The organism is Hyphomonas sp., from assembly GCF_040882205.1.
GTDB lineage: Bacteria > Pseudomonadota > Alphaproteobacteria > Caulobacterales > Hyphomonadaceae > Hyphomonas.
The window spans coordinates 1-10,136 of sequence record NZ_JBBEBT010000356.1 but is presented as its reverse complement, the minus strand read 5'-3'; the positions used below and the strand labels follow the sequence as shown (position 1 = coordinate 10,136).

Below are 10,136 nucleotides of genomic sequence, written 5' to 3'. Positions count from 1 at the left end.
GCAACCTGTTCCTGACCGGACGGGCGGGCACTGGCAAGACGACGCTGCTGCGCAAGTTCCTGGCCGAGGCCGGCGACAAGGCGGTGATCGTGGCGCCGACGGGCGTGGCCGCGATGAATGCCGGCGGGCAGACGATCCACTCATTCTTCAAGCTACCGCCGCGCCTGATCGAGGCGCAGGATGTGCGCCGCCTGCCGAATGCGCGGGTGGTGCGCGCGGTGAATACGGTGGTGATCGACGAGATCTCGATGGTGCGCGCGGACATGCTGGACGCCATCGACCGGAGTCTGAAGCTGAACCGGGGTTCGAAACGCCCGTTCGGCGGTGTGCGGATGATTCTGTCGGGCGACCTGCACCAGCTGCCGCCGGTGGTGTCGAACCAGGAAAGCCCGATCCTGCAGGAGCGGTTTGGCGGCAATTACTTTTTCAACGCGCCGGCCTTCAAGGAAGGCGAGTTTGCGCTGCTCGCACTGAAACATGTATTCCGGCAGGAAGACCCGCGCTTTCTCGCGCTGCTCGGCGCGCTGCGCTCGGGCCGGGTGACGCCGAATGACGAACTGACGCTGTCGAGGCTTGTCTCGGCCCGCCGCGCGTCTGATGCTTCGGAAACGCATGTCGTGCTGACACCGAACAATGCCAATGCCTTCCGCATCAACCAGACGCGGCTGGCGGAGCTGAAGGGCGAGCGCAAGGTTTTCCCGGCGGATGTTCAGGGGCAGTTCGACGAGAAGAGTTTTCCGACCGAGGCCGATCTCGAACTGAAGGTCGGCGCGCGGGTGATGCTGATCCGGAATGATCCGGAAGGGCGCTGGGTGAACGGCACGCTGGCGCATGTCGAGGGCTTCGGATCGAAGAGCGTGATCGTGAAGATCGCGGGCCGGGTCTACGAGATCGAGGCGGCAGCCTGGGAGAAGTATCGCTACGATTTCGAGATGGATTCCAAGAAGGTGAAGCGCGAAGTGGTGGGCACGTTCAAGCAGGTGCCGCTGCGGCTGGCCTACGCCGTAACGATCCACAAGGCGCAGGGCCTGACACTGGACAATGTGTTCATCGACTTCGATAGCGGAATGTTCGCGCACGGACAGGCCTATGTGGCCTTTTCGCGCGCCCGCACGCTGGAGGGGCTGGAAATCTCGCGGCAACTGCGTCCGCGCGATCTGGTGCTGGACCGGGACGCCTTTGCCTTCGGCGCGTTCGACATGATCGAGGATACGCCGAACTACCTGCTCGCGAAGTTCCGCAAGGACGAAGGGATTCTGGTTTAGGCGAGCTTGCGAATTTCCTCGGCGAGGGCGCGGTCCTTGTCGGTGACGATCGTCTCGAGATTGCGCACGCGCTCCTTGAGCCGGGAAATCTCGTCGCGCATCGTCGCGACATCGGACTGGGTAGCTTCATCGGCGCGCGAGTTGGCGCGCGTTTTCAGGTAGGTCTGGTAGACCCCTGCTCCGACGCTGATCGCGACGATCAGCACAACCATTTCAAACGGGCCCATTTTCTCGTCCTCCGGTAATCGGGAAAGATGCCCCAAAGGGGCGTTGAATAAAAGGGCGCGGTCAGAGCCTGTCGATGTCCCGGCGCAGGCGCCAGTCGCGGTCGGTGACGATTTCCTCAAGGCTGCGGACGCGGGCGTTAAGCCGCTCGATCGCCTCGTCGCGCGCATCCGGCATGCGCAGGCGGGCTTCGCGCCGCCCTTCGGACCGGAGAATCATCCAGACAACGAAAGCACCCAGGATGATGTAAAATGCAGCGGACATGAGCTCCCCCACCATATTGATAATCAATAATTAGGGGGGATGGCCCGGCATTCAAGAGAAAATCGTATGCGTCAGCGGCCCGTGGAGCCGAATCCGCCAGCGCCGCGCTCTGTGGCGCCGAGTTCGGTGACTTCGCTCCAGGCCAGGCGGGTGACCGGGGCAAGGACCAGCTGGGCGATGCGTTCGCCGCGTTTGATGACGAAGGCTTCGGCGCCGAGATTGATCAGGATGACCTTGATTTCGCCGCGATAATCCGAGTCGATAGTGCCCGGCGTGTTGAGGCAGGTGAGGCCATGTTTGGCGGCGAGGCCGGAGCGCGGGCGGACCTGGATCTCGTAGCCCTCCGGGATGGCGACCGAGAGGCCGGTCTCGACCATGGCGCGGGCGCCGGGGGCGAGGGTGACGGGGGCGTCTTCAGGCACTGCCGCGCGGACATCCATGCCGGCCGAGCCGGACGTCTCGTAGGCGGGCAGGTCGAGGCCTGCGAAATGCGGGAGGGGGCGAACCTGGACTGTGATGGTGCTCATTGCCTCCGGGTGCGGAGACTCTGGCCCCAAGTCAAGGCAGGCGCCCGACGGGCATTTGCGGCTTGCATTGCGGCAGATCCGAATATTTCGAAAAACAGTAATACCCGAAAGGAAGCCGCATGACACTCAAACACATCTGCGCTGCGGCGTTTGCCCTGCTTCTCGTGGCCTGCGCCGGGGTCGCGACCCCGGCGGCGGCGGATGCGCCTGGCGACGGGGCGGTGACGCTGAACATCAATTTCGAGGCCAGCGATGCGGGTCTTGCGGAGTTTTCAAGCGATCATGGACGGGGTCGAGAGCGCGGTGCAGACAGAGGCCGGGTTTGTCTCGGCAGGGGTCTACCGGAACGTCGATACGCCGAACAAGTTCGTGCCGGTCGAGGTGTGGGAAACGAAGGCGCTGCCCGCGGCGCACCAGGCCACACTGACGAGACCGGCGACTGGGCGCACATCAAAAGCCTGCTGACCGGCGAGCCGCTGATAGGATATTACAACGGCGAACGCAGACCTACTCCGCCGCAAGGGGAAGGCTGGCATCCGGGACACTCAGCGTATCAGCCACACGCGAAGCGAGGCGGCGGGAGACGTCGTCCTTGGCGAGGCGGGGCCAGTGTTCGGCGCCGTCCGGTGTGATCAGGTAGACTTCGTTCTCGTTGCCGCCCATCACGTCGCCGGAGACATCGTTTGCGACGATCCAGTCGCAGCCCTTACGGGCGCGTTTTTCGGTGGCGAGGGCTTCGACATCGTGCGTCTCGGCGGCAAAGCCGATGACGAGGCGCGGGCGTTTCTTTTTCTTGTGGCTGAGTGTGCGCAAGATGTCGGGATTTTCGGCAAGCTCGATGGTCGGGGCCCTGCCCTCCCCTTTCAGCTTCAGCTTCCGGTCAGAGGCCTTGACCGGGCGCCAGTCGGCGACGGCCGCGACTGAGACGAAAACATCCGCAGGCAGAGCGTCCTCGCAGGCCTTCAACATTTCGCGCGCGGTTTCGACGGAGACGAATGTAACGCCTTCCGGCGGCTTCAGTGCGACGGGGCCGGAGACGAGCGTGACACGGGCGCCTTCGGCGGCGAGGGCCGCAGCGATGCCGTAGCCCTGCTTACCGGAGGAATGGTTCGAGATATAGCGAACGGGATCAAGCGGCTCGCGCGTCGGCCCAGCCGTGACGAGGGCATGGATTCCGGCGAGGCGTTTGGAGGCCGGCGCGAGCGCGGCTTCAATCTCGCGCACGATGGCGGCGACTTCCGGCAGGCGGCCCGGGCCGAACTCGCCGCAGGCCATTGGGCCGACATCCGGATCGACGACGCGCACACCGTCTGCGCGCAGGCGGGCCAGATTGCGCCGGGTGGCAGCATGCTCCCACATCCGCACGTTCATGGCGGGCACCATGAGGACTGGCTTGTCGGTGGCAAGCAGCGTGGTGGATGCAAGGTCGTTTGCGAGACCGCAGGCGGCTTTCGCCATAAGGTCGGCCGTGGCCGGGCAGATGACGACGAGATCGGCAGAGCGCGAGAGCTCGATATGGCCCATCTCGGTCTCGTCGGTGAGATCGAAGAGTTCGGAATAGACTTTCTCGCCGGACAGCGCGCCGATGGAGAGGGGCGTGACGAATTCGGCGCCGGCCTTCGTGAGGATCACGCTCGAGGCAATGCCGCGCCGACCCAGCTCGCGGATCAGCTCAAGGCTTTTATAGGCGGCGATGCCGCCACCGATGATCAGGAGGATTCGCGGGCTTTTCATCAAGTCTGCCGGTCAGGTTTCAGGGCCGTTCTAGCGTAAATACCTTGAAATCGTCCCATCAATTCCCCGGGATTGAAGGGTCGGCGTCAATAGTTGAGCAAGATATGGGGCCGCCGCCGCCCCGCCGGAACCCTCGGATGTGTTACTCGCCGACGCGGATGATCTTGGTCATCGAGCTGCTGCTGGCGCCGGACACGCTGCCGGAAAGGCCGGACTTGCCGGAGGAACGCTTCAGTTCGCGCAAGGTGACGGATGTACCATTGGCGCCCTGGGTGCGGTGCAGGACAAAAGTCTGGCGCTCGCCGTCGCAGGTGACGCGGACGGTGGCGGTGCGCTTACCGGCGGCGGCGGCGGCGTCCAGCGCCGCGCGGGTGGCCGCTTCGGTGGCGGCCATGCAGGCATCGGCAAAGGCGGGGGCGGCAAAGCAGGCAGCAGCGGCGATCAGGGCGGCAAAGCGTTTCATGGGGCCGGCTTCCTTCTGATGACGGAGGCCGAAAGGTAACCGAGTTCTTAGCGCGGTGAAGCCCTTACGCTTCAGGCGGGAAACTCACAGGTCGCGAGGCGCCGCAGCCGCGAGAAATTCGCTCGGGATTGACCCCTTGAGAACCCCTTTCACCGCCTGCGGGGAGGCTTCAGGCTGCGCTCAGAAAGACCTTAGTGCCCAGGCGGCGGCGACACCGAGCAGACCAATCAGGCCGAACCAGCCCCACCAGGGCGCGAAGCGTTCGGGCGCCGGTGCAGGTGCCGGTTCGGTGTCGAGGCTTTTCTCGAAACGGTCCATGACTTCCGGGAGGCGTTTCAGGCGGTTCGCCACCTCGCGGACGTTTTCGGAGATCATGCGCATCGCGCCTTCGGGGCCGAAATTGCGGCGCATCCAGCCTTCGATGACAGGCTCCGACGCGTTCCAGATATTGTGGGTGGGATCAATGGCGCGGGCGACGCCTTCGACCTGCACCATAGTTTTCTGGAGGAGGACGAGTTCGGGGCGCAGGGCCATTCCGAACGTGTGCGTGTAATCGAACAGCTGCAGCAGTACGCGGCCCATGGACACTTCCTCCGCCGGGCGGCCGAACAGCGGTTCCCCGATGGAGCGCAGGGCCTGCGCGAAGTCGCCGACGGATTGGGACGGCGGCACATAGCCAGCCTCGAAGTGCACTTCGGCGATGCGCATGTAATCGCGCTTCAGGAAGCCCCAGAGGATTTCAGCGAGGAAGCGGCGTTCCATCGGGCCGATGCGACCGATGATGCCGAAATCAACGAGCGCGATGCGCCCCTCCGGGGTCAGGATGGCGTTGCCTTCGTGCATGTCGGCATGGAAGACCCCGTGCTCGATAGCGCTGGCGAGGAAGCCCTGCGTGATGTCATTGGCGAGCCGCACGCGGTCAAGGCCCGGACGGTCGAGCACGCCCGGTGCGGTGAGCGGGGTGCCGTTGATCCAGGAGATTGTCAGGACGCGTTTGCCGGTGCGCTCCCAGTCAACCTTCGGGATTTCAAAGAAGCCGGTCTTCGCGTTGATTGCGCGCATCTCGTCGGCGCCGCCGGCTTCGAGGCGCAGGTCAAGTTCCCGCAGCATGAAGTTGGAGATCGTGTCTGTGAAGGCGATGGGGCGCAGGCGCCGGCTTTCGCTGGAGACGCCTTCGATGGTGCGCGCGGCGCGGCGCATGGCGGAAAGCTCGAGTTCCATCTGGCGCTCGATCCCGGGCCGCAGGATCTTCACGGCGCGGTCGCCGTCAGGCAGCGGCATCTTGTGGACCTGGGCGAGCGAGGCGGCAGCGACCGGTTCCGACAGGCCGGGGAACAGGCGCGCGGCTTCTTCAGCGCCGAACTCCGCCGAGAGGGCGGCCCGGGCCTGTTTCATTGGGAACGCTGGCAGCTTGTCCTTCAGACGAGAGAGATCGCCGGCGACTTGCGAACCGAACACATCAGGACGCGTGGCGAGGAACTGGCCGAGCTTGATATAGGCGGGGCCAAGGCCTTCCAGCGCCGTCGCGAGGCGCTGGCCCGGCCGGCCTTTCGCGCCGCCGAACAGGCGCAGGACACTGCCTGCAACGCGCGCCGGGATCGGCAGGCGCGAATGGTAGGCGCCCGGCAGCACCACATCATGGCGCGCGAGCGCAGTGCCCGCGCGCATCAGCCGCCAATAGTCGCCCAGCGCGGCCATCTAGCGATTACCCGCCGCAATGGAACGTAACACCACACGTGCGCGTTGCAGGAGAGACGCCATGTCACAAGAAGCGAGTTTCAACATGCCCGAAATCCCCTCATCGAACAAATTCCTCTACCTGATCGTCGGCGCACTGGCCGCGGCGGTGATCGGCTTTGGAGTCTATTACTTTACCGAAGGGGACGGAGGATCCGACGGCGTCGAGATCTCGGTCGGCGAGAGCGGCATCAAGATTGACGAGAACTAGTCGGGACATGCTCACGCCGCCCAGCCGAAGTGCAGGGCGGCGATCCCGCCCGAATAGTTGGTGACCGAAACCTGCCGGAAGCCGGCGCCTTCGATCTCCGACTTAAAGACAGATTGCTCCGGGAACTGACGGATCGATTCAACGAGATACTGGTAGCTTGCCCGGTCGCCTGCGATGAGTTCGCCAAGGCGTGGGATGACGGCGTAGCTATAGGTGTCGTAAGCTTCCTGAAGCAGCGGCGCGGTCATGTGACTGAATTCAAGTACGGCGAGGCGGCCGCCGGTTTTCAGCACCCGGCGGAATTCACGCAGGCCCGCAACGCGGTCGGCAAAGTTGCGGATGCCGAAGGAGACGGTGACCGCGTCGAAGCTCTTGTCCGGATAGGGAAGCTTCTGGCCATCGGCGCAGACCCAGTCGAGGCGGCCCTGCCATTTGACATTATCCGGGCGCGCTTTGCCGGCTTCCAGCATGGCATCATTGATGTCGCAGACGATGGCAGTGGCCGGGCGCGTGTCGCCGCGGCGGGCGCCGGCCTTGTCGGCAAGTTCGAGGAAGGCGCGGGCAAGTTCGCCGGTGCCGCCGGCGACATCCAGATGGCGCTCGCCCGGCTGAGGGTTCAGCTTGTTCATGGCGTCGTGTTTCCACAGACGATGGACGCCAGCGCTCATCAGGTCATTCATCAGATCATAGCGGGAGGCAACCGACCGGAACACGACTTTAACCCGGGCGACCTTCTCAGCCTCCGTGACCTCCTCGAACCCGAAGGAGACCTTGCGCTCTGTGTCGTCCGTCTCTGTCATGCTGATCCATCTTACATGCCGCCCTAAGCTTAGCGTATATGCGATAAGGATGCCTGAATTACCTGAAGTCGAGACAGTTCGCCGCGGACTTGCCCCTGTGATGGAGGGCCGGCGCATCCTGCGGCTGGAACAGCGGCGGGCGGATCTGCGTTTTCCCCTGCCCGAGCGCTTTGCCGAGCGGGTGGCCAATGCGCGGATCGACCGGCTCGCGCGACAGGCGAAATTCCTGTCGGCGCATCTCTCCACAGGCGAGGTGCTGGTGATGCATCTGGGCATGACCGGACGCTTCACCATCTCCGGGGCGATACAGGGCGAGTTCCACCACGAGACTGGAAACCTTTCCGCGCATGACCATGTCGTTTTTCACATGGAAGGCGGAGAGACGGTCACCTATAACGATCCCCGCCGGTTCGGCTTCATGGAACTCTGGCCGGCCGTGAATTTCGGGGCATACCCGAGGTTAAGGACGATGGGGCCAGAGCCGCTGTCGAACGGGTTTTCGGCGGCTTATCTGGACACGGCCCTGAGCGGCAAGGCGGCGCCGATCAAGTCGGCGCTGCTCGACCAGTCGATCATCGCAGGGCTCGGCAATATTTATGTCTGCGAGGCGCTTTACCGCGCGGGCGTGTCGCCGAAGCGGCTATCGCGCAGCGTGCCGGGCATGCGGGCTGCGCGGCTGGCGCCGGCGATCAATGCGGTGATTGCCGAGGCGATTGCGGCGGGGGGATCGTCGATCTCGGACTTTGCAGGGACGGACGGGAACCTTGGTTACTTTCAGCACCGGTTCGACGTGTATGACCGCGAGGGCGAGGCGTGCAAACGCTGCAGGACGCCGGTGAAGCGGATCGTGCAGTCGGGGCGGTCGACGTTTTATTGTACTGGGTGCCAGCGCTAGGCCGTTACCGGCCCGGTCGAAGGCCAAGCTTTGCGAGCGGGGAGCCAAGCGCCCCACTGACAAGCGCCGCGAGCAGGACCGGAGCGGGCCAGAGTTTCGAGAGCGGGGCGGCGAGGCGGTCGCGCAGCCAGGGCAGGATGTCGGAATCCGACTGGTAGACTGGCGTGAAGGCCCAGGTCAGCAGCTGGAACAGGCGCACATGCATGGCGCGCTGGCGCACATACATCGCGGCGATGTCCACTGCTTCGCCGCACAACTGCACGGCGTGGGCGAGCGCGAAAGCATCGAGCAGCGCCATGTTTGCGCCCTGCCCCAGCTGCGGGCTGGCGGCGTGCCAGCTGTCGCCAATATGGATGAGGCGGCCTGTCGCGGCGGGCCAGTGCGTGCGGTGGCGGTAGCGGGCGAAGGTCAGCTGGTCATGATCTGCAATCTGATCAACGAGGATGGCGGTTTCCGGCCAGAGGGCGCGGGCGGCGTCCTTCCAGTGGACCAGCGGTGCGGCGCGGAACTCTGCATGCGCATCGCCGCGGATGGACCAGAAGTAGGTGAGGCTCTGCACGGCGCCCTCGTACGCGCGGCCGGAGGGCATGACGCCCGCCATCTTGCGCGCGGCTTCGTAGCGCTGCTCCAGCGCGCTTCGGTCGAATGGGCCTTCTTCCGGCCAGGGCAGCGTTGCCCAGAGCGCGCCATAGGGCAGTTTGTTGACTGGCACTGAGGCGAGCGGCGAGCGAACGCCGAGCGCATCGATGACAAGGTCGAATGGCCCGTGCGCGCCACTAGCGGCGTCAACAAGGGTACCATGCGCGGCGTTCGCCGCCGTGATGCGTGCGCCGGTGACCAAGCGGGCGCCGCTCGACACCGCCGCGTCATGCAGCAGCGTAAACAGCGCCGTGCGCTGGATGCCGATACCGCGCAGCCCGGCGCGCAGCGCGTCATAGCGGACATCCAGCACAGCTCGGCCGGTTTCCGAAGAGACGCCCAAGAGGCGCGCGATGGGCGCGCCGGCGGCCTCCACCGCGCCGCGAAGGCCAAGCTGATCGAGGATGACGAGGCCGGTCTCCTGCAGCATCAATCCGGAGCCCACGGGACCTGCCGCCTCAAACTGGTCGAACAGCGTGACGCGGTGGCCTTGCCGCGCCAGCAGCGCGGCGCCCGCAAGCCCGCCGATCCCGGCGCGCAGCGCGTCATAGCGGACATCCAGCACAGCCCGGCCGGTTTCCGAAGAGACGCCCCAGAGGCGCGCGATGGGCGCGCCGGCGGCCTCCACCGCGCCGCGAAGGCCAAGCTGATCGAGGATGACGAGGCCGGTCTCCTGCAGCATCAATCCGGAGCCCACGGGACCTGCCGCCTCAAACTGGTCGAACAGCGTGACGCGGTGGCCTTGCCGCGCCAGCAGCGCGGCGCCCGCAAGCCCGCCGATCCCGGCGCCGGCAATCCCGATGGAAAGCGTTCGAACCATCTACCTGTTTAGCCCTGCTCCTTGTGCAGAAAGCAAGCCTGAGCGAGAGTGAGTTCCGAAAAGAAACGGGAGATCGAGATGTTAAACGGTGCGGCTTTGATTGTCGGTGCAGGCGACGCGACTGGCGGCGCCATCGCGAAAGCCTTTGCGCGCGAAGGCCTGACGGCCTGTGTGACACGCCGCGCGCGCAACCTTGATTCGCTCGCTGCGCTGGTCTCTGAAATCGAAGCGGAGGGCGGCAAGGCGCGGGCCTTCGGCGTGGATGCGCGCGAAGAAGAGGCGACGATTGCACTGGTGGACCAGATCGAAGCCGAGGTGGGACCGCTGGAAGTGTGCGTGTTCAATATCGGCGCGAACGTGCGCTTCGCCATTACCGAGACGACGTCGCGCGTCTATCACAAGGTCTGGGAGATGGCGGCCTATTCGGGCTTCCTGGCGGGTCGCGAGGCGGCGCGGGTAATGCGCCCGCGCGGGCGCGGCACGATCCTCTTCACTGGCGCGACGGCGGGCGTTCGGGGGCGCGAGGGTTTCTCGGCATTTGCCGGGGCCAAGCATG

The 10,136-nt window shown here is 65.1% G+C and carries 13 protein-coding genes; 5 read left to right on the top strand and 8 right to left on the bottom strand.

Features of this window, described 5'->3' with window-relative positions; genetic code table 11:
* The coding region (locus WEA77_RS15540; RefSeq protein ID WP_368068781.1) for an ATP-dependent RecD-like DNA helicase at nucleotides 1–1,265 on the top strand (1,265 nt) is incomplete at its 5' end.
* On the opposite strand, the gene WEA77_RS15535 is transcribed toward WEA77_RS15540, so the two are convergent.
* The 3 genes from WEA77_RS15535 to dut all read right to left on the bottom strand — a co-directional run bounded on the left by WEA77_RS15535 (nucleotide 1,262) and on the right by dut (nucleotide 2,281).
* Nucleotides 1,262–1,492 (bottom strand): hypothetical protein, encoded by a 231-nt coding sequence (locus tag WEA77_RS15535; protein ID WP_368068780.1) that lies wholly within the window; start codon nucleotides 1,490–1,492, stop codon nucleotides 1,262–1,264. The genes WEA77_RS15540 and WEA77_RS15535 overlap by 4 nt on opposite strands.
* A 61-nt stretch (nucleotides 1,493–1,553) precedes the next feature.
* Nucleotides 1,554–1,754 (bottom strand): hypothetical protein, encoded by a 201-nt coding sequence (locus tag WEA77_RS15530; protein ID WP_368068779.1) that lies wholly within the window; start codon nucleotides 1,752–1,754, stop codon nucleotides 1,554–1,556.
* Between the two features lie 71 nt (nucleotides 1,755–1,825).
* Nucleotides 1,826–2,281: a dUTP diphosphatase gene (gene dut, locus WEA77_RS15525; protein WP_368068778.1), complete on the bottom strand. Its 456-nt coding sequence runs from the start codon at nucleotides 2,279–2,281 to the stop codon at nucleotides 1,826–1,828.
* Between the two features lie 261 nt (nucleotides 2,282–2,542).
* Between dut and WEA77_RS15520 the strand changes: the two genes are divergently transcribed.
* Complete coding sequence (locus WEA77_RS15520) at nucleotides 2,543–2,746, top strand: putative quinol monooxygenase (RefSeq protein WP_368068777.1); 204 nt, start codon at nucleotides 2,543–2,545, stop codon at nucleotides 2,744–2,746.
* 42 nt (nucleotides 2,747–2,788) lie between these two features.
* Here WEA77_RS15520 and coaBC read toward each other — a convergent pair whose 3' ends face one another.
* The 3 genes from coaBC to WEA77_RS15505 form a co-directional block, all read right to left on the bottom strand.
* Complete coding sequence (gene coaBC, locus WEA77_RS15515; protein WP_368068776.1) at nucleotides 2,789–4,015, bottom strand: bifunctional phosphopantothenoylcysteine decarboxylase/phosphopantothenate--cysteine ligase CoaBC; 1,227 nt, start codon at nucleotides 4,013–4,015, stop codon at nucleotides 2,789–2,791.
* 142 nt (nucleotides 4,016–4,157) lie between these two features.
* The gene (locus WEA77_RS15510; protein ID WP_368068775.1) at nucleotides 4,158–4,478 is read right to left on the bottom strand and encodes a hypothetical protein; all 321 of its coding nucleotides are present in this window, start codon (nucleotides 4,476–4,478) and stop codon (nucleotides 4,158–4,160) included.
* 180 nt (nucleotides 4,479–4,658) lie between these two features.
* Nucleotides 4,659–6,176 carry an AarF/UbiB family protein gene (locus tag WEA77_RS15505; RefSeq protein ID WP_368068774.1) on the bottom strand — a complete coding sequence of 506 codons (1,518 nt, stop codon included), beginning with the start codon at nucleotides 6,174–6,176 and terminating at the stop codon, nucleotides 4,659–4,661.
* A 61-nt stretch (nucleotides 6,177–6,237) separates the two neighbouring features.
* On the opposite strand from WEA77_RS15505, the gene WEA77_RS15500 reads away from it, so the two are divergent.
* Nucleotides 6,238–6,426 carry a hypothetical protein gene (locus WEA77_RS15500; RefSeq protein ID WP_368068773.1) on the top strand — a complete coding sequence of 63 codons (189 nt, stop codon included), beginning with the start codon at nucleotides 6,238–6,240 and terminating at the stop codon, nucleotides 6,424–6,426.
* 11 nt (nucleotides 6,427–6,437) lie between these two features.
* Here the strand turns inward: WEA77_RS15500 and WEA77_RS15495 are convergent, their stop codons facing one another.
* The gene (locus WEA77_RS15495; RefSeq protein WP_368068772.1) at nucleotides 6,438–7,226 is read right to left on the bottom strand and encodes a class I SAM-dependent methyltransferase; all 789 of its coding nucleotides are present in this window, start codon (nucleotides 7,224–7,226) and stop codon (nucleotides 6,438–6,440) included.
* 49 nt (nucleotides 7,227–7,275) lie between these two features.
* Between WEA77_RS15495 and mutM the strand changes: the two genes are divergently transcribed.
* On the top strand, nucleotides 7,276–8,121 hold the full coding sequence (gene mutM, locus WEA77_RS15490; RefSeq protein ID WP_368068771.1) for a bifunctional DNA-formamidopyrimidine glycosylase/DNA-(apurinic or apyrimidinic site) lyase: 846 nt from the start codon (nucleotides 7,276–7,278) through the stop codon (nucleotides 8,119–8,121).
* A gap of 4 nt (nucleotides 8,122–8,125) precedes the next feature.
* Here mutM and WEA77_RS15485 read toward each other — a convergent pair whose 3' ends face one another.
* Nucleotides 8,126–9,580: an FAD-dependent oxidoreductase gene (locus WEA77_RS15485; protein ID WP_368068770.1), complete on the bottom strand. Its 1,455-nt coding sequence runs from the start codon at nucleotides 9,578–9,580 to the stop codon at nucleotides 8,126–8,128.
* Between the two features lie 78 nt (nucleotides 9,581–9,658).
* Here WEA77_RS15485 and WEA77_RS15480 point away from each other — a divergent pair.
* A partial coding sequence (locus WEA77_RS15480; RefSeq protein ID WP_368068769.1) for an SDR family NAD(P)-dependent oxidoreductase occupies nucleotides 9,659–10,136 on the top strand: 478 nt, incomplete at its 3' end.